This window comes from Rhizobium sp. CFBP 8752, assembly GCF_014842035.1.
GTDB lineage: Bacteria > Pseudomonadota > Alphaproteobacteria > Rhizobiales > Rhizobiaceae > Neorhizobium > Neorhizobium soli.
The window spans coordinates 39,317-59,469 of the sequence record NZ_JACYUZ010000002.1 but is presented as its reverse complement, the minus strand read 5'-3'; the positions used below and the strand labels follow the sequence as shown (position 1 = coordinate 59,469).

The window sequence follows — 20,153 nt, the reverse complement described above, 5'->3', positions numbered from 1 at the left end:
AGCACTTTTTCACGCAGCGCTGACGCGCTTTACTTGCGTGCGATCAGTTGGTCGAGTGCCGTGTCAGCGGCAGCGCAGGCCTCCGCGACCGGCTTCTGGCCGAGGAGCACGTCCTGAACCGCCTGACCGATATAGTCGCGGGACTCTGGATTGGCGACGATCGGATAACCGACCTCCGACGATCCCTTGGTCGCCAACACATTGAGCGCCGACTGCCAGCTGGCGCGTACCGGCGCCTCGGCGATCCACTTCTTGTATTCCGGATCTTCCGACACGGAAGGACGTGGCGCCGCGACACCCTGGATGGCCAGACGCTTCTGCATTACCGGGCTCGAAGCCCACTGGATGAAATACCAGGCAGCATCCTTGTTGGCGCTGTTGGCGGACACCGACAGGCCCCAGCCGATCGCGGTCGGCACGCTGCCGGCCTCTCCGGCAGGCAGCGGGATCACATCGGTATCCTTCAGCCGCTCGCCGCCTTCCATGATGGTCCGCAGTTCGTTGGAGGATTCGAACGCCATGGCGGCGCGGCCGGCGCGATAGAGCGCGGAGATCTGATAGAAGCTGTAGTTGGACGACCCCGGAGGTCCGTAATCCTTGAGCAGCTCGCCATAATAGCCGATCGCCTTCTGGCCGGCCGGGGAGCAAAGCGCAGACTTGCCGTCGACGACATACTGGCCGCCCATGTTGTGCAGCACATTGCTGAACGTATAGGCGAGCGCCGCCTTCAGGCCGCGCGACGTGATCGGCGAGACGCCGCTTTCGCATTCGCTGATCTTCTTGGCTGCGGCCTTCACATCATCCAGGGTTGCAGGCTTGACGATACCGCATTTCTGGAAAATGTCGGTGCGATAATAGAGCAGCGGGCCTTCGAGATTGAGGGGCACACTCGTCAACTTGCCCTCGAACGTTGCTGCCTTGACCAGGGCCGGGCTGATGCCGGCGAAGTCGTAGTCCGGCGAAACGTCCTTCTGAGTATAGGCGGAAAGGTCGGCATACCAGCCGGAGGCGGCAAACTGCTGGCCTTCGCGCGAAGCCAGCGTCATGAACACATCGACTTCGTCGCTCTTGGAATTCAGAACCGTGACGAGACGCTGACGCATCTGTTGTTCCTGGTAGGAATCCACTTTCAAGGTGATGCCGGTCAGCGCGGTAAACTCGTCCTTGTAGGAGAGGATGGCCTGGGACCAGGGATTGTTGTTGGCAAGAAACGAGACGGTGTCACCGTCATGCGCCTTCCAGTCGAAGGCGAAGGCGGGGCTGGCAACGCCTGCCAGTAGAACTGATGCGATCGCAATACGTGCTGCGGAGATATTCGGCATGCTTTCCTCCACGTCGCCGCCCTTGGGCGGTGTTCCTCCTACGCTCCTCCTTGAGCGACTTCGATCTGCATTTCTCCCGAACGCACATCTTGTAACCGGTTACATAGACCCTATCAAGAAACGCTGTCAACAGGGTAATCGCAGTCATCACGACTGCTGCGGTGCCGAGTAAAATCCATTTGACAGACGAATATAAATGGTTGCTAGGGTATGTAACGTTACATACAGGCTCGCAGATGAGTGTTGAAAAAGAAAAAACCGGGATACGCGCCATCGCCCGACTTGCGGGAGTTTCCACTGCAACGGTCTCGCGCGCCCTGAACAATCCGCAGAGCGTCAGTGAGGAACTGCGACTGCGTATTACGAGTATCGTCGATCAGACAGGTTACGTGCCGCATGGCATGGCTAGGGCGCTTTCGAGCAATCGCACCCGCACGATCGGCGCGATCATCCCAACGATCGACAATGCGATGTTCGCTCGCGGCATTGAGTCCCTACAGAAATACCTGTCGTCGCGTGGCTACATGCTCATTCTGGCCACCAACGGCTATGACATCGATGTTGAGCTGGAGCAGGCACGCAACCTCGTCAGCCGCGGCATCGACGGTTTGATCCTGCGCGGTGACTGTCATCATCAGGCGCTGCGGGATTTGCTCGTCGCTCGGGACCTCCCATTCATCAATGTCGGTGTCTACAACCCGAGCGGCAGCGCGCCCAGTATCGGCGTCGACAATGAAATGGCTGCATACCGCGCGATGATGCATCTGGTTTCGCTCGGCCATAAAAGGATTGGCGTCGTGAGTGCCTTGCAACGCAACAACGATCGGGCAAGTGCCCGAATAAGAGGATTTCGTCGCGCTCTGGGCGAAAACGGTCTAGCGCTTCCAGCCGAATGGCATCTGGAAGTGCGCTATACATTGGACGATGCCCGCGAAGCCGCACGTCAGATTCTGACCGGGTCCGATCGTCCAACGGCGATCGCCTGCGGCAATGACGTGCTTGCTTATGGCGTCATGCTTGAAGCTGAGCGTCGAGGACTTGGCGTCCCGACAGACCTCTCGGTGATCGGGTTCGATGACCTTGATTGGAGCCGTCATTTGCGGCCCGCCCTAACAACTTTGCACATCCCGACAGATCTGACGTGGAAAGGAGCCGGTGAATATCTTCTTGCTCGGCTGGAGGGACATCGCATCCCAAACCACTACGAGGTGGACTATTCACTGATTATCCGCGAATCCACGGCGGCCCCAATAGCGTAGGTTAACCTATTTCGCCTTGAGCGGGTTCGAACCTACGACCTGCATCCCGCCACGAGAAAATCTATCTCCCTTTACCCAACAAAATCATCAAGCACGGAGCGCCTATGAGAGCTGAGACGAGCCCAGCCGGGATTTGGTAAGGTGCTACAGCCGTGCGACCAATCAGGTCTGCTAAAACCATCAGTCCCCCGCCAATAAAGACGGCGCCCATCATCTGCGGCAGAGCGCGCTTCAACCCGGCCTCCCGCGCCAGGTGCGGTCCCATAAGGCCGACGAAGGACAGCGGACCAACTGTGAGGGTCGCAGCCGCAGTCATCAGGCCGGCTAGACCGAACAGCGCCAGTCTCGAACGCGCCAGCTGGATGCCGACTGCCGATGACGGAGCCGGCCCAAGGGGCAGGATATCGAGCCAACGACGTGCTGACAGAGCAATACCAATCAGCACTGCTCCGATTGCTATTTCCGTGGCTGCTGTTCCGGCGTCAACCAGATAGGTGGAGCCGCTTATCCAGCGCAGCAACAGCACCGCTCTCGGATCGCCAGTGGAGCTCAGCACGCCGACCACAGCATCCACCATTGCACTAAGCGCTATGCCCGCCAGCAGGACCCGCTCCGGCGCGAAGTTCGACCGCCTCGAACTCAGCAGAATGACAGCGAGTACCGTGATCGCGCCGACGGCTGCAAAAGCGAACTGCCCGACAAAGCCAGGCGCAACGGCGAATAATGCGATGGCGACGCCAAAGGTGGCACCGGCGCTAATCCCTAAAACCTCTGGGCTTGCCATTTCGTTGCCGGTCAACCTTTGCAGGATCGTTCCCGCAACACCCAGCATCGCGCCGGATGCGAGCGCTGCAAACACCTTGGGTGCGCGGATAGCGAGGATGTCGTTGAAAAACTCGCCGGAAAGCACAGACCAGACGCCGCCAGGTCCGCGCCCGACAAAAAGGCCAAGCGCAACAATAACCACGACGCTAGCAAGAGCGACCGTTGCCGGTTTGCCTACGCCCCATCGGCGCTGCCGCTCGCGCACCGTCACCGCGTGCTGGACCCGGTGACGCACCTTCAGCCAAGGTAGCAGCGCCAGGAGCAGGGGCGATCCGAAGATTGCGGTGACTGCGCCGGTCGGAAGAAAGTCTCCGAGACCGCCCGCCACGAGTTGCAGCACGGAGTCGGCGAGGAAGAGAAGTGATGCCCCGATGAGCGGAGGCCACAATATCAACTGCACCGGCCGGCGCGCGCCCGAAAGCCGCGCCAGCGTCGGCGCGACCAACCCGATAAAGCCGATGACGCCCACGGCGCTGGTGACGAAGGCCGCAAGCAACACCGCGCAGGCGACGGCGACGATACGAAGGCGCGCAAGTTTGACCCCGAGCGACGACGAACTGCTTTCCCCCAGATCGAGCAGCGACAGCGGCCGGATGACCAGGACGCAGACGATTGCGACGGGGACAATTTTCCAGATAAGCGAGACCGGAATGACCCAGCTCTGCTGCGCCAGCGATCCTGCGCCCCAAATGAACAGGCTCGCGAGGTATCGCTGGTTCAAATAGATGAGGATTGCCGAGAGGCCGCCGCACCAGAGGCTGAGCACGAGGCCCGAAAGCACCAGGGAATACGGCGAAAAACCTCGTCGAGCACCTAAGCCGATGACGATGGCGGCAGCCGCCGCACTTCCCACCAGGGCAACGAGATCGCGGCCGGCGCCCAACAGTACCGGCATGAAAAGTGAGGCCACGACCAGCGCAAGATTGGCGCCCGCCGACACGCCGAGCGTCGTCGGGTCGGCCAGCGGGTTTCGCAGCACCTGCTGGAACAGCGCGCCCGACAAAGCCAGCGCCGCGCCCGCCAGCAGTGCCGTGGCCAGCCGCGGCAAGGTAGAATAATAGAGCACCATCCGCTCGATGTCGTAGCCCGGCGCTACCGTTCCCGAGAGCGCCGGCTGAACGAGAAACCAGGATGCAACGCATCCTCCGCAAATCAGCAGGAAAACGACAAGGCCAGGCCCGAGATTATCGCGACGGAGGGCGGTCATGCGTCATGGTCCAGAACATCGGTCACCAGACCGGCAAACCGCATCGCCTCGTTGACCATGCCGAACATCAGCGCCGGCGGAACGACCGACACGTGTCCGGGCCGGGAAAACGGCAGCGTCTGCCACAGCGGGCTTTCCGCAAGTTTTGGCAACACATCGGGCGGCACAGGCTCAAAGATGATCAGGCGGGCGTTCCTGTCTGTAATGGTCGAAAGCTCCTCGATGCCAATCGTCTCGAAGCCCCAGTAGTTCGATTGGCGCGTCCAGGCGTTGCGTATGCCGATGCGCTCCAGCGCGTTGTGGAACAGGCCGGGAGCGGAGTAGATGCGGGCGTGCCGGGCATCCATAAACGACGCCAGTGCAACCGGTGGAAGGGTTCTCCCCGCCAAACGTGCGCGGCAGGTCTCGAAGAATGCATCCGACCGCGTCAGGAATTGCTCCGCCTCCTTCTCGCGGCCGAGCCCTGAGGCCAGCGTGCGCGTCGCCGAAATCGCCGCCGGCAAGACGGGACCGCCGTTGGGCGTGAAGATCTCGAGCCGCAGGATTTTCGCGATCGGCTGGAGCCTTGGCAGAAGTTGGTCAAGATAGGGCGTCGTTAAGATGATGTCCGGCTTCAGCTGGATGAGGATTTCGAGATCGACCTCGTGCGAGCTTCCGATATCCACGACCGAGCTCGGCATTTCGGGCTCGACGACCCATTTGTTCCAGTCGGCGAGATCGGAAATGCCGACTGGCTGCACCCCGAGCGACAGCAATGTGGACGCCAGCCCATAGTCGAGGCTTATGATCCTCTGGCCGCCGGCATCCGCCAGCAGCTGTGCCGGCATCGAGACCGCTGCGGCCGCCGCCGCTGCACCATTCAGCAATGAGCGCCTTGAGATCTGCATCCCGTTGCGAACCTCAGCAGGCATAGGCAAGCGGATGCGACAGGTGGGGAGCGGAAATTACCTCCATCTTAATCCCGTAAATGGTATAGAGCAGTTCGGGCACTAGGATTTGGGCGGGGGTTCCGCTTGCGACCAACCGTCCACCTTTCAGGGCATGGATGCGGTCGCAAAAGCGTGCGGCCATGTTGATGTCGTGCAAAACGATGACGACGCTGCGACCGTTCTCACGCGCGAGACGTCGCACCAGCGACAACACCTCGATCTGATGCGCGATATCGAGTGCCGCGGTCGGCTCGTCGAGTAGCAGGCAGCGTGCGTCCTGAGCGATCAGCATGGCGATCCAGGCCCGCTGCCGTTCTCCGCCGGAAAGCGTTCCCACCATGCGATCGGCAAATTTGTCGATATGCGTGGCAGCGATCGCTCCCTCCACCTTCTCGCGGTCGACGGCAGAAAAGCGACCGAGCGCGCCGTGCCACGGGTACCGTCCGCATGCGACCAGTTCGCGGATAGTCATATCCGACCCGGTGCCCAGATCCTGCGGCAGGTAAGCGACGCAACGCGGAAATTCATGACCGTGATAGCGCCAAACGTCGCGGCCGGCATAGGCGACAGATCCGGTAGTTGGCGTCAGCTGCCGCGCAAGTATTTTGAGGAGACTGGATTTGCCTGAACCATTGTGGCCGACAAGGGCCACCACTTCGCCTTCCGGGAAATCGAGGCTTACATCCGAGAGGATGGCATTGCCGTCGATTACAAGAGTGACCCCGTCGACTGCGAAGGCTTTCTGCGTATCAGGCGCGTCCTGCGCGCTTTCTATCATGACCATCTCGCCTGTTCCTCTTGTCACGAATTCGGACGCCGGAAGGCGATGCCAATGGCGCGGTTGACCGCGGGTCCGACCACGGACATATGGGTCTCGCCGGCGAAAAGCTCGAATTGCGTCCGGATGCCGTCCGCCGCTCCATCCAGCCGATCGGCCATTTCCTGCGCCAGCGCGACCGTTCTTTCGGCTTTCTTCCGAACCAGGCGGACGGCGGCATCCTCGTTCAAATACTGGAACGGCGCGAGTTCCTCCCCCTCATATTCTCCCGCGGAAAGATGCAGCATCACCTCGTTGCCAGCGACCGTTTGGCGGAGCGCCTCGTTTTTGAGGATCTCGCTGCCTTCCCAGTAAATGGTCGGGCTCGCTGCAATCCAGGTGGCAAACAGGTCCGGCTTTTCAAACAGGGCGTAGAGCGTGAAGAGGCCGCCGAAGGAATGCCCGAAGAGCGACCGCCGTGTCGCATCGAGCAGAACCAGTTCGGCGAGCCGCGGCAGCAATTGCTTGTCGATGAAAGCAAGCAACTCACCTGATCCGCCGATGCGCACAGGAGGTCCCCCCTCGACATAGGGCGGATAGGATTTGACCGGCGGGGGCCCAAGATCCCACGCCCGTCGCATGGCATCATAGGGGTCGTCGGTCGGATAACCGATCGCCGCGATGACGCCCCAGTCGACCCCGGTGCCCGATGGATAAGGCGCCTGCGTCACCAGGCTTGCAAAAGCGAAGGGAAAGTTTGCGTTGCCGTCGGTCATGACCAGAAGCGGCCAGCCCCCGACGGGCGCCTCGACAGCCGGCCTGAACAGGAAAATGCGATAAGGATCGCCGCCGGTCTCTGGCGCCAGGTCGAAATAAGTCGTGCCGGGCAGGCAATAGGCCTGTTCAGTCATGCTAATCTCGCAAATTGTATGACGCTTGCAGGCCGGGGAACGCATTGCTCGGCTCTGACGGATAGTCGGCGGACCGACCCGCGCAGGCTGCCCTGACCTCTCGAGAGCAACGAGGAGACCCTGAGCGGTTTGGTCGGGTCGTATCTGACGCCGATCACCATTTGTACTTCAACGAACCCACCACCGTTCGCCCCTGACCGAAGTAGCAATAACCGCCATTGCACACCTGCTCCTCGCGGTTGGCAAGGTTCGTTGCGCTGACCATGAGCGAGAGCCCCTTCAGGTCCGGCGACTTGGCACCGAAGTCGTAAGAAAGTGAAGCATCCAGGTAGCCAACGCCCCCATTCTTAGCCGTGTTGTAGTCGTCGGTGTAAGACGTACTGACGGCACGAACACCCCCGCCGATGCTGAGGCCGCCGATGACGGAATCTTCCGGCACATCATAATTCACCCAAAGCGAGGCCGTATGCCGCGGTGTTGTCGTCGGCGTGTTGCCGATGAGCGAACCATCGAGATTGTCGGTGATTTCCCCGTGGCTATACGTGTAGGCGGCAATCACGCTGATACCATTGTCGAACGCCCTCCGGCCCTCGACCTCGAACCCGGTATAGGTATTTTCGCCCGAGTTCTCGTAGACATAGAGCGGGCCGGAGACGCCGGCATACTGGGGTTGGCCGGTTTCAACGAGGTGATAGACAGCGCTGCTGAGCGAGAAATTCCCGCCGTCCGGCTGGTATTTTATACCGGCTTCGACCTGGCGGCCTTCCGTCGGATCAAGCACACCACCCCCGGCGGAGCGCTGGGTCGAGGGCACAAAGGAAGTTCCGTAGCTCACGTAAGGGGCAAGACCATTGTCGAAGAGATAAAGGAGCCCGACCTGGCCGGACAGTGCACCTTCACTTTTCTCGGCACCCGTACCCGCCACTTTGTCCGTGGTCTCCTGATGCAGCCAGTCGTAACGCAGACCTCCCACGAAGCGCCAGTTTCCGATCTCGGCTTGCTCCTGCGCGTAGATCCCTGTCTGGCGAAGGTCGTTGCCGGTAAAGCCGGTCAGAGCCGGAGACGGTGCGCTGGTTATATTCGCCGGTAGCGTGGATCCATATCCATCGGCAAAGTCGGAAGTGACGCCCGTGTAATCCAGTCCCCCAAGAACAGTATGGGACACAGGACCAGTGTCGAACTTGGCCTGTAGTTGGTTGTCGATTTGGTAGGCCCGCACATCTTCAGTCACCGCGGCGGTGCCCCAAGGCGCGGCCGGCGCGCTGAACATCGTCGTACGGTCAACATAGCGCGCTTCGAGGTCGAGGTCGCTCACGCGTGCGTTCTGCCGAAACGTCAGACCGTTTTCGAACTCATGTTCAAACTGGTAGCCAAGCTGGTACTGGCGAACCTTTTGATAATCGTAATCCGGATCGCTTACGCGGAAGATCTTGCCGTCGTTTTTGAAGGTCCAGGCACTGGCCTCTCCCTCGCTTTTCTGCGCCAGTCCGTAAACCGTCAGCTTCGTGCTGTCGGTTGGCGCCCAGGAAAAGGACGGCTGGAGCAGGTAGCGGTCGTCCGCGATTTCATTATTGGTTTCTCCCTCACGCGCCAGCCCAACGACGCGGTAGAACAGATCGTCACTTTCGCCAACCGGACCGCCAAAATCGAAGGCGGCTTGCTTGCGACCAACCGTGCCGTATTGCACCTCGACCTCGTGATGGGCTTCCTCAAGCGGCAATTTGGAAATCTTGTTGACGATGCCCGCCGCGCTTGCCGCTCCATACATGACGGATACCGGACCTTTGAGCACTTCTACTCGATCGAGCGTATAGATTTCGGTTGTGAACGTGCCGTAGGTCATCACCGGCTGGCGCAGGCCGTCACGGAAATCGCCGCTCGTGGTGGTCTCGATGCCACGGATATTGACCTGATCGAACCGCGGGTCGAAACCGAAGCCACCCGTGTTTACGCCGGAACTGTAGCGCGTTGCCTGGATGAGATCGGTTGCGCCGCGCTGTTCGATTTCCTCGCGGGTCACCACCGAAATCGAGCGCGGCGTTTCGACGATCGGCGTATCTGTCTTCAAGGCAGTGATCGCACGCGTCGGTACGATCGTATCGTTGTCTTCGCCGATGGTTTGCCCAGCGCCTGTAATGACAATTGGGGCGAGGGTCGTATTGACAGGAGCCTCTTGCGCAATTGCCGCACTCGGCGCGCAAACAACCACCAAACCGACAAAGGCAGTGGAGTGTTGGAGCATGCGGCAAAAAGGATGCCGAGTGAACAAGAACGTCATTGCCTGACCCTTTGTCTAAAAACAAAAATATCGCGGCGACCCAAGAGGTTGCGGATTCGAAGGTGTCGCGAAGACAGCATTACGCTGCCACGGGGGCCACCTATAAAAGCCAGATCTCGCGCAATCAATAAATGTGGAGGAATTTTGTCATGTATTGTGAGATCGTTGTCAAAATTGCAACAGGCCTCCGCAGATCGTATTGCGTCAGGCAGCAAATCCCGCAGGTGCCCGGTGGCGGCGATGTTCCGTTTGCGGCCGGTCTGGAAATCGAAGGTGATACAGTGCATCTCGATATTGTTGACCGTTTCGGCAACATGGTCTCCGCCACGCCGAGCGGCGGATGGTTGCAGAGGTCTCCGGTCGTGTCCGGCCTCGGCTTTCCGATCTCCACCCGCGCCCAGATGTTCTGGCTTGACGAAGGCTTGCCCTCTACACTCCGCCCCGGCACGCGACCGCGCACAACGCTGACACCGACGCTTGTTACCCGCGACGGCGAAGGTCTTCTGGCGATCGGTACGCCAGGAGGCGACCAGTAGGATCAGTGGCCGCTTACCGTCTTCTTGCACCACGTGCTGCACGGCCACGGACTTCAGCGAGCAATCGACGCGCCGATGTTCCACAGCCGTCACTGGCCGGGATCGTTCTATCCGCGTGAGTACGAGCTCGGACGGCTCCAAATCGAAGATCGCTTCAGCGGGGCAGTTATCAACGACCTACGTGCCCTCGACCATATAATATACGTCATGGAAAGCTGGTCGCTCGGACGCGTCTGCGCCGTGGAGCGGCGAGGGGACTATTTTACGCTGGGGCGCCCCCCGACATATGCAGAGCTACGCAGTCGCGCGATGATCGCAAGTAGATGGGCCTCATCTGCTGTTAACTCTGGCCGCGTCCCATCGCCTCGATGCGATGAGTAAGTTTCTGCGTCTATGCCTTTGAAGATCTGATCGCTCCTACATGTACTTCAGTATGGACAGGACAGGGCCAACAGCGGCGCTGTGAAAGACGATATCGATGTGACGTGCATGCCGACCACCGCCGCCTGCCCTTTCTCCGATTTCTACGAGGTAGCCTACCTGCTTTACGAAGGCGCATGGGTCGCAGAACGCTATGCAGCGGTGAAGAATTCCTTCGATGCGCGTGAGGACAAGTTCTATCCCGTTACATGAAGCATTTACGGAGGAGCCAAAGCGCGCTCGGCAGCCGGTGCATTTAAAAGCTTATACGCGCTGCAGGCACTGAAGAGAAACTCGCGCCGGTCATCGATTCAGTCGATCTCCTCTGCGTGTCCACGGCCCCGCGCCATTTTACGGTCGTATAGTTGCAGGCCGAACTGATCCGTGAGAATTCACGCCTCGGCTGGCGCGCCTATTGCGAGAACCGCTTATCGCTGGCGGTGTGCTCGGGCAAGGAGCGAAACCATTTTGGCACCGCGCGCACACGAAAACAGCAATAGCCCGTATCACGGTCTCGACCTGCTTTCAACCTGTCAACACTCGATCCGACATGCCCGCAGCAGCGCGCATTCCATCAAGGTTCTGCCAAACACAGGTCGCTTGCGTGCCTAGACGGGTTGCCGCGTCCGGCGCCTCCTAAGGCAGGTCCGTGCCTATGCGACGCTATTTCGAGCGACGATTTTCGAGAATGGGAACACAATGAAAAAACTGATACGCTTGCTGATAATACCTACATTGCTGTTTGCTTCGCACGCGAAGGCTGCTGACTTGCCGATCAAGCTGACGCTCGACTGGAAGATCCAGGGCATCCACTCCTGGTTCTATATGGCCAAGGAGAAAGGCTACTTCTCGCAGGAAGGGCTGGACGTTCAAATCGATCAGGGCGAAGGCTCTGCCGTGACCGTGACGCGCATCATGTCCGGCGCTTACGACGCCGGCTTCGGTGACATGAACGCCGTAATCCAGAATGCACTGTCGAAACCAGAGCTGGCACCGGTGATGGTTTACCAAATCTACAATCAGCCGCCTTCCTCTGTGCTGGTCAAGAAGGATGGCCCGGTCGGAGACCTCAAGGGGCTCGCCGGAAAAAAGGTCGGAAGCCCGGCCGGTTCGGCTGCGGGTCGCCTCTTTCCCGCGCTCACTTCCGCTGCCGGCATCGATCCCTCTACTGTCGAGATCGTCAATGTCGCGCCAAATCTCCAGGAACAGATGTTGATCCGCGGCAATGTCGATGCGAGCCTCGTCTTCAACTTGACCAGCTACCTGAACATTATTGGTCTCGGCCTGGATCCCGACAAGGACTTTAACTGGTACAACTACGGCGACAGCGGCGTCGACATCTACTCGAACGGCCTGATGGTTTCCCGCAAACTGCTCGACGAACACCCGCAGGCGGTGCGAGGCCTGGTCAAAGCGGTCAATCGCGCAATGGTCGAAGTCATCAATGACCCGGCCGCGGGCGCCGCGATCATCAAGTCGACCGAGCCACTCATCAACGAGGCCCTCGAGAAACGCCGCATCGACTTTGCCGTGAAGAACCTGATCGTGTCGGAAGAGACCGGCAAGGTCGGACTGGGGGGAATAGATGAGGCACGTCTTCTTCGATCGATCGCCACCATCAAGGCAGCCTACGGGCTCGAAGGCGATATCGCACCTGAGCGTGTCTTCTCAGCTGACTATCTGCCGCCTCTCCCGGAACGTACCATTGAATAAGCGTCTCGAGGCCCCGGACTTGCCCGGGGCCTGCCCCTCTCCGATGACGGAACGATCATGACCAACCGTCGAATAACCGTTGCTCAGGCCCTGGTCGGCAATGACTATCAACCTTCAGGACCTGTCGCGATCAGCATCGAGGCGGGACGTATCGTTGCCATTCACCCCGCACAAGATAGCGCTGAGGAACCGAGGATCTTGGCGATCTCCGCGCTGGTCGACGGGCATAATCACGCGCGGCCCCTTTCGCCGACCTCCTTCGGGTCCGGTATGAAGCCGCTTGAAAGCTGGCTCCCGTCACTTGCCGGCATCCCCGCGGTTGATCCTTACCTGGCGGCGGCCGCGTCATTCGGCCGATCCGCCCGCGGCGGCTGCGTCGGCGTCATGGTCCACCTGATCAGGCCCATGGGCCGCGAAGCGCTGACCAGCGAGGTGCACGACTACGCCCGGGCAGCATCCGACGTCGGTGTTTCGATCGGTTTTGCAGTCGCCATGCGTGACCGCAATCCGATCGTTTACGGCGACCATTCTGCGCTCGCTGCAAAACTTTCGGACCGGTTCGCGATCGATGACATCTGGCGAACGGAAACCATGTCGCCCGAAGATCAGGTCAAACGGGTGAGTGACGTGGCGGCGGAGATTGAAGATCAAGCCCATGTCGATGTGCAGTTCGGCCCTAATGGCGTTCAATGGTGTTCGGACCGCCTGCTGGAGGCGATCGCTGGCGCGTCGGCGGAGACGGGGCGGCGCGTCCATATGCATCTCCTCGAAACTCGCGAGCAGCGCAAATGGGCGGACCGCACCTATCCAGGCGGGATCGTCCAGCGCCTTGAAGAGATCGGCCTTCTCTCTCCTCGCCTGACCGTGGCTCACTGCGTCTGGGCCAGACCGGATGAGCTCCTAACGATGGCAAGGCACGGAGTAAGGATTGCGGTCAATCCATCGTCGAACCTGCATCTGGGCTCAGGCATCGCGCATGTCGGTCGCATGAAGGCCGCAGGCGTGCATGTGGGCCTCGGTCTTGATGGATGTGCCTTCGACGAGGATGACGACGCGCTGCGCGAACTTCGCCTTTTCCGGCTTCTCAATGCTGGGGTTGCGTTCGAAGAGATCACGCCCACCGATGCAATGGAAGCCGCCTGCGTGACCGGTCGCGAAATCATCGGTCTTGCCGCTGGCGGACGCATCGAGATAGGAATGCCCGCGGATCTTGTCCTGCTTGATCTCGACCGGCTCGACCGGGACCGGATAATGGACGTTGATCCGCGCCACTATCTGTTTGCCCGTGCCACGCAACAGCACATCGTCGAGGTCATCACTGGCGGGCGGACAATTGTCAGAACCGGACATGTCCTTGGTCTGGATCTGGACGCGACGGAAGAGGCCCTTCGTCAGCAGTACCGCGAAGCGATAGGGTCGACGCGACGTATCCGCGAAGCCTTCGCTGCACTTGAGCCTCTGATCGGCGAACACTATCGAGGCTGTTGCTGAGGCGCCCGATCCTGCAACCGGCCTATTTCATTGCCGTCATGAGCCGGTCCGCAAAACTTGCTGCGGCGATCGGCAAAACGCGTCCACGGAGCTGACACAAAACGAGGTCCGACTTCGGAATGTCGCGCTCGTCGATTGGTCGGCCGATGACGCCCATTCCAAAATCCTCCCGCGGTGCGCCGATATCGATCTGGAACGAGATCATGTTTCCACGAAGAGCGAGCCCTCTCAGCATTTCGAACGAGTTGGATTCCGCCATGATGTCGAAACGGAAGTCGCGCCGGGCGATCACTTCATCGAGAACCTGCCTTCCGCCGAGGCTCTGATCGGGCAATGCAAGCGGATAGCCCACGCAGTCCGACAGCCTGATCACATCCTTTGCGGCAAGAGGATGATCGCCGCGCATGATCGCCACCAGCCTTTGCGGCACCGAGTTCAGTATGCGAACTGCAGGCCGTATGACTGCACGGTAAACGATCGCAAGATCGACATCGTATTCGATAAGGGCGTTGATCGCAGCGTTGTGGTCCATGACCTTCAGATCGAAAACGAGGCGAGGATTATCCTTTCTAAATTCTCCGATCTGGGACGGCAGGAAATCCAGGGCCAGCGCCTGGCTGCAGGCGATCTTGACGGGCCCGCGTTTCAGCCCGCGCAAGTCCTCGACCTGCGAACTGAGACGTTCTGCATCCGCAATCTGGCTGCGCGCATAGCGAACGAACATCTCGCCAGCGGCCGTCAGCTTCACACCCCGCGCCCGCCTCTCGAAGATCGGCGTTCCTATCTCGACTTCGAGATCCTGTATCTTGCGGTTCATGGCCGAGGCGGTGATGTTCATCCGTTCAGCTGCCTGCCGGATCGAACCGGCCTTTGCGATTTCCGAAACCTGGTGCAGCAATTTGAGGTGTCGCATAGCCTGCTCCGAGTGAGGCTTTTTCAGCACCGCAAATGCACGATAATTGCGGTTGAGATACACACTGGACTGTGTACTCTCGCATTGCAACACGAATAACGAGCCACGATAAACGGCGGCCTCGACCAACCAGACAAGGGAACAGACAATGGCTAATCACCAGATGAAGACCCGTGCCCGCATGGCGGCATTGGCTGCGATGACCGCACTCTCAACGCTTGGCGTCGCTGCCGCGGCGCAGGCTGAAACCGACATCAAACTGGTTCTGAACTGGAAATATCAGGGCCCGCAGGGACTGCTGTTTCTTGCCGAGGACAAGGGCTACTTCAAGGAAGAAGGGCTCAACGTCACCATGGACCAGGGCAATGGCTCGGGTGCCGCGGTTCCCCTCGTCGCGAATGGCGCCTATGACATGGGTTTCGGCGATATCAACGCGCTGATTGAGCTTGCGTCGAAGAAGCCCGAAAATGCCCCGGTCGGCGTCTTCATGATGTACAACCAGCCGCCCTTCACCATCGCCGTCAAGGCTGACAGCCCGATCAAGTCTCCGGCCGATTTTCCCGGCCATACCCTTGGAGGCGCGGCAAACGACGGCGCCTTGAAGCTCTTCCCGGCTCTGTGCTCTATCTCCAAGACCGATTGCACGAAGGTCGAAGTCACCAACATGCAGCCGAACCTGCGCGAGCAGATGCTGATGAAGGGCCAGGTCGATGGCGTGTTCGGCTACGTCAACACCATACGCTTCAGCGCCAAGCTGATCGGGGCCGATCCGGACAAGGACCTCCGCTTCATCAATTACGGCGACTACGGCTTGGACCTGTATTCGAACGCGATCATCGTCTCGAAGCCCTTCATCAAGGAAAACCCGGAAGCAGTGAAAGGCTTCCTGCATGCGCTGAACAGGAGCATCAAGGATGCAATCAGGGACCCCGAGGCCGCCGTCGCCTCAGTCAAGGCACGGGAGCCCCTGATCAAGACCGATGTCGAACGAGAGCGCTTCGACGCGACGGTGGCCGACGAGATGAACCATCCCGAGATTGCCAATGTCGGTCTCGGCGACATCGACGAGGCACGCCTTGCAAAATCGATCGACATCCTTGTCCAGGCGAACAAGCTTCAGCGCACGCCGGCAGTCGCCGAAGTCTTCGATCGCAGCTTCCTACCGGCCAAGACCGAGCTCCTGACCTCGGTCAAGTAAGGGCCGGCGCATCGAGCGCCGTCTCCGTCTTTCTACAGATAAAACGAACGGAAAAATCATGGACCTGAAGCTCACAGAAAAGGTCGTGGTCATCACTGGCCCGGCCAAGGGAATGGGTGCTGCAATCACGCGGGCCTTCGCCGAAGAAGGCTGCAAGCTTTCCCTCATCGGACGCGACACGGGTGCGATCGAGCCAATTGCCAAGGAACTGGAGGCCCGCGGTAGTTCGGTCGTCGTGATCGGATGCGATCTCACCGATGCGGGTCAATGCGATGCAGCTGCGGCCCGGACGCTCGAAGCCTTCGGCCGCCTCGACGTACTCGTTAACGTGGCCGGTGGTTCCGGGCCGATGGGCAAGACGGGTGTCGAAACGACGCCGGAAGAATTCGATGACATCGTCACTCTCAACATGAATGGCTGCTTCCACACGATCCGCAGCGTCCTGCCCGCAATGATCGACCAGCGTTACGGCAAGGTGGTCAATGTCGGCGGCACCTTTGGCATGAAGGGTCGGGCCGGACGCCTTGCCTATTCGGCATCCAAATGGGGGCTGCGCGGCATCACCAAAAGCTTCGCTCTCGAGGTCGGACAGCACAACATCAATGTCAATTGTGTCGCGCCCGGCATGGTCGACGGTCCGCGTTTTCGCGACAAGGTTTGCAGGACAATGGCCGAGAAACTCGGGATCTCGGAAACCGAAGCCGCCGAACGCCACGCCGCGGATTATGCTCTCAAGCGAATTACCGTCGACGACGACGTCGCCAATGCCTGCCTCTTCCTGGCCAGCGACGTGTCGCGCCAGATCACCGGCGTCGACTTGCCCGTCGATGGTGGCTGGGCGGCTCTTTGAAGGATTGAACTTATGACCACTTCCGAAGTCATCGCAGATCTCGTCATCCATGGCGGCACCATCGTTTCACCCGACGCCGAATACCAGGCAAGCGTCGCCATCAAGGACGGAATGATCCTCGCGATCGGCAAGAGGCAAGCCATGCCGCAGGCGAGCGACTACCTAGATGCAACGGGGCTGCATATCCTGCCCGGTGCAATTGACGTACATGTCCATTTTCGCGATCCCGGCTACCCGCAGAAGGAAGACTTTGCGAGCGGTACGGCGGCTGCGGCCTTCGGGGGCGTGACGACCGTCTTTGATATGCCCAACACGCTGCCGGCAATCTCCGATGCCAAGTCCCTCAGGGAGAAGCACGAGATCGCCAGCACCAAGGCGCATGTGGATTATGGCCTATATGCCGTTCTCGGCGAGGAAAGCCTCACCAACATCGGCGAACTGATCGACGGGGGGATCATCGGCTTCAAGTGCTACATGGGAAACACCTTCGGGCGTATCCCTTCGCCGACGACAGGGGCGATGCTGGAACTCTTCGAAATCGTAGCCCCGACCGGCAAGCGCATCTCGCTGCATGCCGAGACGAATTCCATCATGGAGCGTCGTGAAGCGCGCCTTCGCCGGATGGGCCGAACCGATCCGCTCGCTCACCTTGCGGCCCGTCCGGCAGTCGTTGCCGTTGAGGCAGTCGAACGCGCCGCGACACTTGCCGAATGGACCGGCGCACGCATCCACATTCTGCACATATCGTCTACCGCGGAGCTGCGACCGCTCGCCGATGCCAAAGACCGCGGCGTGGATATCACCGGCGAGACGTGCCCCCAGTATCTTCTCCTGTCTGCCGACGACTACGAGGCGAAGCGCGGCGTGATCCGCGTGAACCCTCCCGTCCGTGAAGCCGAAAACAACGATCCGATCTGGCAGGCACTCGTGGATGGCACGATCGACATGATCGCCACCGATCATGCGCCACACTCCATCGAAGAAAAGACCCGCGAGGACATCTGGACCGTAGACTGCGGTTTTCCGGGTGTCGAAACCCAGATGCCGCTGATGCTCACCGAAATCGCACGGCGCGGTGCAAGCCTTTCGGACTATGTGCGCTGGAGTGCCGAAAGCCCGGCCAAACGCTGGGGACTGTTCCCGAGAAAAGGCGCGCTGATGGTCGGGTCCGATGCCGATATCGCCATTGTCGACACGAACCTTACCTGGACGATCGACGATGCCCTGACACAGTCGACGGCCCGGATTTCTCCCTGGCACGGCATGGAGGCAACGGCACTGCCGATCCACACGATCGTCCGCGGCAAGTTCGCGATGAAGGATCGCAAGCTGCAGGAAGATGCCAGGGGCTGGGGCCGCTCGGTTCACGACATCCAGGTGATGCCGCCGGCGGAGGTGCGCAACAGCGATCAGACGATGGAAGCGGTTACATCTGCACGTAGGAGCGCCACGACATGACGACACCTCTCGCTACCGATGCCCGCAATCCGATTATCGATCTTGAAAGGGTGAATGTCACATTTGGTAGCGAGAAGAACCAGACCGTGGCCCTCACAGAGACCTCGCTCAGGATCATGAACGGCGAATTCGTCGCGTTGGTCGGACCATCCGGCTGCGGTAAGTCGACAATCCTCAAGCTCGTCGCAGGCACGCTGGCACCGTCACAGGGCCACATCTTCGTGACCGGTCGGGAAATCGGCGCAAACGATGTGCGCATCGGCATGGCGTTCCAGAACCCGACCCTGCTTCCCTGGCTCAACATCCTCGACAACGTGATGATGCCACTCAAGATCGTCGCGCCCTTCAAGCAATCCTACGCCCGGAACAAGAAGGGCGAGTACCGCGACCGTGCGGAAACATTGCTGAAGCAGGTTGGATTGTCAGGCTTTGGTGAGAAGTTTCCCTGGCAGCTTTCAGGCGGCATGCAGCAACGCGCCTCCCTCTGCCGCGCGCTCATTCACGATCCAACTTTGCTTTTGCTCGACGAGCCCTTCGGCGCGCTCGACCAGTTCACCCGCGAGGAATTGTGGGAGATCATGCAGAACCTCTGGATAGAGAAAAAGCCGACGGTTCTGCTTGTTACGCACGACCTGAAGGAGGCGGCCTATCTCGCCTCGCGGATCTGCGTCATGCAGGCTCGCCCGGGCCGTATCATCGAAGACAGCCTCGTCCCCTTCGCCCGGCCGCGCACGATTGACGTATCGTTCGAACCCGAATTCGTGTCCCTTACGCAGCGGCTCCGGGAACGCATTGTCGCGGCAAGAGCAGTTAAGGAGAGCCAGTCATGAAGCCGGATACCAAGCGTCGCGTTTTATCCGCCTGCTGCATTTTCGGATTTTTCCTTTCATGGGAAGTGATCTGCCTCGTTTTCGGCGTCTCCGACATGGTTCTCCCACGACCGAGCCAGGCGATCTCGACCCTCGTCACCCAGTTTCCCGCCATCTGGCCGCATGCATTCCAGACCATATACACGACGCTGGTCGGCCTTGGGCTGGGCATCGTCATCGGCGTTCTCCTGGGAATGCTGATCGGCTCTTCGAGGCTTGCCTATGACGTCGCCTATCCGATGCTCGTCGGCTTCTCGTCAATCCCGAAGGTCGCGGTCGTGCCGATCCTCGTCCTGTGGTTCGGTGCCGGAACTGTGCCCGCGATCCTCACCGCCATGGTGATGTGCATCTTCCCGATCGTGGTCAACGTGGCGACAGGTCTCGCATCCACAGAACCGGAACTGCAGGATGTGATGCGCACCCTGAAGGCGACGAAACTCGAAATTCTCTGGAATATCGGACTGCCACGGACGATGCCCTATTTCTTCGCATCGCTGAAGGTTGCCGCAACGCTTGCCTTCGTCGGGACCGTGATAGCGGAAACTGTCGCCTCCAACCGCGGTATCGGCAACCTAATGATGATTGCGAGTTCTAGCTTCGACGTGCCTCTGGTCTTCGCTGGCCTGTTCATTCTCGCGGGTCTCGGCGTTGCCCTCTACGTCATCTTCTCGCTTGTCGAAGCAAGGGTGACCGGCTGGGCCGTGCGCAGCGACAGTTTTGCCGCCAACGGCTGACTCCAATCAAATCAGAATTTAACCCGCCTACTCTTTTCCTGAGGGGGCAAATCAAAAGGATATGCTCATGACCAAGCTCAAGATTACAGCTGGACCGTTCACTTTCGACGCACGTCTAGAAACCGGAAACGCACCGAAGACCTGCGCCGCCTTCCTCAAGCGCTTGCCCTACGAGAGCAAGATCGTACATGTCCGCTGGAGCGGTGAGGGCGTATGGGTCCCGCTCGGCGAAGAAGACTTCGGCGTCACCTACGAAAACCACACCAGCCACCCTGCTCCAGGCCACATCATCCTTTATCCCGGCGGCATCAGCGAAACGGAAATCCTGCTCGCCTATGGAGGCGTCGATTTCTCCTCGAAAATGGGGCAGCTTGCCGGCAATCATTTCATCACTCTGACGTCAGGGCTCGAGAACCTTCAAAAGCTTGGCACCATGACGCTATGGGAAGGTGCCCAGAATATCCGTTTTGAACTGGTCTGATC

The 20,153-nt window shown here is 59.8% G+C and carries 17 protein-coding genes and 1 pseudogene; 11 read left to right on the top strand and 7 right to left on the bottom strand.

What is annotated here, in order from left to right; translation table 11 throughout:
* Nucleotides 1-29: 29 nt before the first annotated feature.
* Complete coding sequence (locus tag IFT59_RS13515) at nucleotides 30-1,322, bottom strand: ABC transporter substrate-binding protein (protein ID WP_192087208.1); 1,293 nt, start codon at nucleotides 1,320-1,322, stop codon at nucleotides 30-32.
* 236 nt (nucleotides 1,323-1,558) lie between these two features.
* Between IFT59_RS13515 and IFT59_RS13510 the strand changes: the two genes are divergently transcribed.
* Entirely contained in the window at nucleotides 1,559-2,581 is a 1,023-nt protein-coding gene (locus tag IFT59_RS13510; RefSeq protein WP_192087207.1) for a LacI family DNA-binding transcriptional regulator, read from the top strand.
* A gap of 61 nt (nucleotides 2,582-2,642) precedes the next feature.
* On the opposite strand, the gene fhuB is transcribed toward IFT59_RS13510, so the two are convergent.
* The 5 genes from fhuB to IFT59_RS13485 all read right to left on the bottom strand — a co-directional run bounded on the left by fhuB (nucleotide 2,643) and on the right by IFT59_RS13485 (nucleotide 9,488).
* Nucleotides 2,643-4,613 carry a Fe(3+)-hydroxamate ABC transporter permease FhuB gene (gene fhuB / locus IFT59_RS13505; protein WP_192087206.1) on the bottom strand — a complete coding sequence of 657 codons (1,971 nt, stop codon included), beginning with the start codon at nucleotides 4,611-4,613 and terminating at the stop codon, nucleotides 2,643-2,645.
* Complete coding sequence (locus IFT59_RS13500) at nucleotides 4,610-5,500, bottom strand: ABC transporter substrate-binding protein (RefSeq protein WP_192087205.1); 891 nt, start codon at nucleotides 5,498-5,500, stop codon at nucleotides 4,610-4,612. The genes fhuB and IFT59_RS13500 overlap by 4 nt, the downstream gene beginning before the upstream one ends.
* Before the next feature lie 13 nt (nucleotides 5,501-5,513).
* Nucleotides 5,514-6,320 carry an ABC transporter ATP-binding protein gene (locus tag IFT59_RS13495; RefSeq protein WP_446737837.1) on the bottom strand — a complete coding sequence of 269 codons (807 nt, stop codon included), beginning with the start codon at nucleotides 6,318-6,320 and terminating at the stop codon, nucleotides 5,514-5,516.
* 23 nt (nucleotides 6,321-6,343) lie between these two features.
* Nucleotides 6,344-7,210, bottom strand: a complete 867-nt coding sequence (locus IFT59_RS13490) for an alpha/beta hydrolase (RefSeq protein WP_192087203.1) — start codon at nucleotides 7,208-7,210, stop codon at nucleotides 6,344-6,346.
* A 154-nt stretch (nucleotides 7,211-7,364) separates the two neighbouring features.
* A complete protein-coding gene (locus IFT59_RS13485; protein ID WP_192087202.1) occupies nucleotides 7,365-9,488 on the bottom strand; it encodes a TonB-dependent siderophore receptor in 2,124 nt (707 codons plus the stop codon).
* Nucleotides 9,489-9,712: 224 nt separating this feature from the next.
* Between IFT59_RS13485 and IFT59_RS23365 the strand changes: the two genes are divergently transcribed.
* From IFT59_RS23365 to IFT59_RS13465, 4 genes and pseudogenes are all read left to right on the top strand, one after another.
* Entirely contained in the window at nucleotides 9,713-10,024 is a 312-nt protein-coding gene (locus IFT59_RS23365; RefSeq protein ID WP_342366099.1) for a gamma-glutamyltransferase, read from the top strand.
* 510 nt (nucleotides 10,025-10,534) lie between these two features.
* Nucleotides 10,535-10,806: pseudogene (locus tag IFT59_RS23120) on the top strand (allophanate hydrolase); the annotation flags it as partial.
* A 406-nt stretch (nucleotides 10,807-11,212) separates the two neighbouring features.
* Nucleotides 11,213-12,157, top strand: coding sequence for an ABC transporter substrate-binding protein (locus IFT59_RS13470; RefSeq protein WP_249407592.1), 945 nt, complete (start codon nucleotides 11,213-11,215; stop codon nucleotides 12,155-12,157).
* Nucleotides 12,158-12,214: 57 nt separating this feature from the next.
* Entirely contained in the window at nucleotides 12,215-13,648 is a 1,434-nt protein-coding gene (locus tag IFT59_RS13465; protein WP_192087200.1) for an amidohydrolase family protein, read from the top strand.
* Between the two features lie 22 nt (nucleotides 13,649-13,670).
* Here IFT59_RS13465 and IFT59_RS13460 read toward each other — a convergent pair whose 3' ends face one another.
* Nucleotides 13,671-14,561 carry a LysR family transcriptional regulator gene (locus tag IFT59_RS13460; protein WP_192087199.1) on the bottom strand — a complete coding sequence of 297 codons (891 nt, stop codon included), beginning with the start codon at nucleotides 14,559-14,561 and terminating at the stop codon, nucleotides 13,671-13,673.
* A gap of 148 nt (nucleotides 14,562-14,709) precedes the next feature.
* Here IFT59_RS13460 and IFT59_RS13455 point away from each other — a divergent pair, with 148 nt between their 5' ends.
* The 6 genes from IFT59_RS13455 (at nucleotide 14,710) to IFT59_RS13430 (ending at nucleotide 20,151) form a co-directional block, all read left to right on the top strand.
* The gene (locus IFT59_RS13455) at nucleotides 14,710-15,759 is read left to right on the top strand and encodes an ABC transporter substrate-binding protein (RefSeq protein WP_249407591.1); all 1,050 of its coding nucleotides are present in this window, start codon (nucleotides 14,710-14,712) and stop codon (nucleotides 15,757-15,759) included.
* A gap of 58 nt (nucleotides 15,760-15,817) precedes the next feature.
* Entirely contained in the window at nucleotides 15,818-16,609 is a 792-nt protein-coding gene (locus tag IFT59_RS13450) for an SDR family NAD(P)-dependent oxidoreductase (protein WP_192087198.1), read from the top strand.
* A 12-nt stretch (nucleotides 16,610-16,621) separates the two neighbouring features.
* Nucleotides 16,622-18,067, top strand: a complete 1,446-nt coding sequence (locus IFT59_RS13445) for a dihydroorotase (protein ID WP_192087197.1) — start codon at nucleotides 16,622-16,624, stop codon at nucleotides 18,065-18,067.
* Nucleotides 18,064-18,897 carry an ABC transporter ATP-binding protein gene (locus IFT59_RS13440; RefSeq protein ID WP_113167175.1) on the top strand — a complete coding sequence of 278 codons (834 nt, stop codon included), beginning with the start codon at nucleotides 18,064-18,066 and terminating at the stop codon, nucleotides 18,895-18,897. Before IFT59_RS13445 ends, IFT59_RS13440 begins: the two co-directional genes overlap by 4 nt.
* Entirely contained in the window at nucleotides 18,894-19,670 is a 777-nt protein-coding gene (locus IFT59_RS13435; RefSeq protein ID WP_192087196.1) for an ABC transporter permease, read from the top strand. Before IFT59_RS13440 ends, IFT59_RS13435 begins: the two co-directional genes overlap by 4 nt.
* A gap of 67 nt (nucleotides 19,671-19,737) precedes the next feature.
* A complete protein-coding gene (locus IFT59_RS13430) occupies nucleotides 19,738-20,151 on the top strand; it encodes a DUF3830 family protein (protein ID WP_192087195.1) in 414 nt (137 codons plus the stop codon).
* Nucleotides 20,152-20,153 lie beyond the last annotated feature (2 nt).

What these genes read in the sequence shown, in the direction of transcription:
- IFT59_RS13495 (WP_446737837.1), bottom strand. Translation starts at nt 6,320, where the DNA reads ATGATAGAAAGCGCGCAGGACGCGCCTGATACGCAGAAAGCCTTCGCA.
- IFT59_RS13450 (WP_192087198.1), top strand. Translation starts at nt 15,818, where the DNA reads ATGGACCTGAAGCTCACAGAAAAGGTCGTGGTCATCACTGGCCCGGCC.
- fhuB (WP_192087206.1), bottom strand. Translation starts at nt 4,613, where the DNA reads ATGACCGCCCTCCGTCGCGATAATCTCGGGCCTGGCCTTGTCGTTTTC.
- IFT59_RS13515 (WP_192087208.1), bottom strand. Translation starts at nt 1,322, where the DNA reads ATGCCGAATATCTCCGCAGCACGTATTGCGATCGCATCAGTTCTACTG.
- IFT59_RS13485 (WP_192087202.1), bottom strand. Translation starts at nt 9,488, where the DNA reads ATGACGTTCTTGTTCACTCGGCATCCTTTTTGCCGCATGCTCCAACAC.
- IFT59_RS13500 (WP_192087205.1), bottom strand. Translation starts at nt 5,500, where the DNA reads ATGCAGATCTCAAGGCGCTCATTGCTGAATGGTGCAGCGGCGGCGGCC.
- IFT59_RS13490 (WP_192087203.1), bottom strand. Translation starts at nt 7,210, where the DNA reads ATGACTGAACAGGCCTATTGCCTGCCCGGCACGACTTATTTCGACCTG.
- IFT59_RS13455 (WP_249407591.1), top strand. Translation starts at nt 14,710, where the DNA reads ATGGCTAATCACCAGATGAAGACCCGTGCCCGCATGGCGGCATTGGCT.
- IFT59_RS13445 (WP_192087197.1), top strand. Translation starts at nt 16,622, where the DNA reads ATGACCACTTCCGAAGTCATCGCAGATCTCGTCATCCATGGCGGCACC.
- IFT59_RS13435 (WP_192087196.1), top strand. Translation starts at nt 18,894, where the DNA reads ATGAAGCCGGATACCAAGCGTCGCGTTTTATCCGCCTGCTGCATTTTC.
- IFT59_RS13510 (WP_192087207.1), top strand. Translation starts at nt 1,559, where the DNA reads ATGAGTGTTGAAAAAGAAAAAACCGGGATACGCGCCATCGCCCGACTT.
- IFT59_RS13430 (WP_192087195.1), top strand. Translation starts at nt 19,738, where the DNA reads ATGACCAAGCTCAAGATTACAGCTGGACCGTTCACTTTCGACGCACGT.
- IFT59_RS13465 (WP_192087200.1), top strand. Translation starts at nt 12,215, where the DNA reads ATGACCAACCGTCGAATAACCGTTGCTCAGGCCCTGGTCGGCAATGAC.
- IFT59_RS13440 (WP_113167175.1), top strand. Translation starts at nt 18,064, where the DNA reads ATGACGACACCTCTCGCTACCGATGCCCGCAATCCGATTATCGATCTT.
- IFT59_RS13460 (WP_192087199.1), bottom strand. Translation starts at nt 14,561, where the DNA reads ATGCGACACCTCAAATTGCTGCACCAGGTTTCGGAAATCGCAAAGGCC.